Annotated in this window: 1 protein-coding gene; it reads right to left on the reverse strand. The window is 50.9% G+C overall.

Features of this window, described 5'->3' with window-relative positions; all coding sequences use genetic code 11:
- A partial coding sequence (locus tag AC27K1_RS21580; protein WP_487152860.1) for a calcium-binding protein occupies positions 1–888 on the reverse strand: 888 nt, incomplete at both ends.

An 888-nucleotide genomic window follows, 5' to 3' on the forward strand; every position in this document is an offset into this window, starting at 1 on the left:
CCACGATGTCATCACCACCAGTGGTGGTCACTTCATCGTTACCCTGCCCTGCGATCACGACATTATTGCCATTAGAAAGAGTGATAACATCACGGGCTCCCTGATCATTCAGCGAACTTATGGCTGACTGCAGGATATCCGCCGTGTCATAGACCATGACACCGTGGTCACCTATTACGTGATCTTCATTGATACCCGCTGTGATAATGTCGGTTCCGGCGCCACCAATAATGCGGTTGAAACCGTTCCCGGCAGTAATGGTGTCATTACTACCGGTAGCATCACTTTCGTCAGTACTCTTGAGGGTGATCTGGTCACCTTCGGTGAATTCAGCGGAACCGTTATCACCGATAACGATATCTGCACCGTTCCCGACAAGAATTTGATCGCCCTCGTAACCACCTATTACCAGATTATTTCCATCACCTGCGGTGATCTGGTCTGCGCCGCCCAGCTCATGATCAAGAGATTTGACAGAAATAATGATGCCCTGTTCATCATATTCAATGACGCCACTGTCACCTAACAGATGATCATTGCCATCGCCGGTTTCAACAACATCATCACCCATGCCTGCAATGACCGTGTTATCACCGCCTGACAGTTTGATGGTGTCGCCAGCTCCCTGTGATGCCAGGCTGCTGGTCATTGTCCGGAGAATGTCGGTGACATCCCAAGTCATGTTGCCGTGATCGCCTAAAACCTGATCGATGCCACTACCGCCAGTAATGGTGTCTTCGCCAGTACCACCAATAACCCGGTTGAAGCCATCGCCAAGGTTCAGGGTGTCATTACCGCCGGTGGAATCGTCAACATCCGTACTGGTCAGCGTGATCAGATGGCCATCGGTAAACTGGGCTGAACCATTGTCGCCGATCACAATGTCAG

The organism is Kistimonas ophiarachnellae (assembly GCF_057552235.1).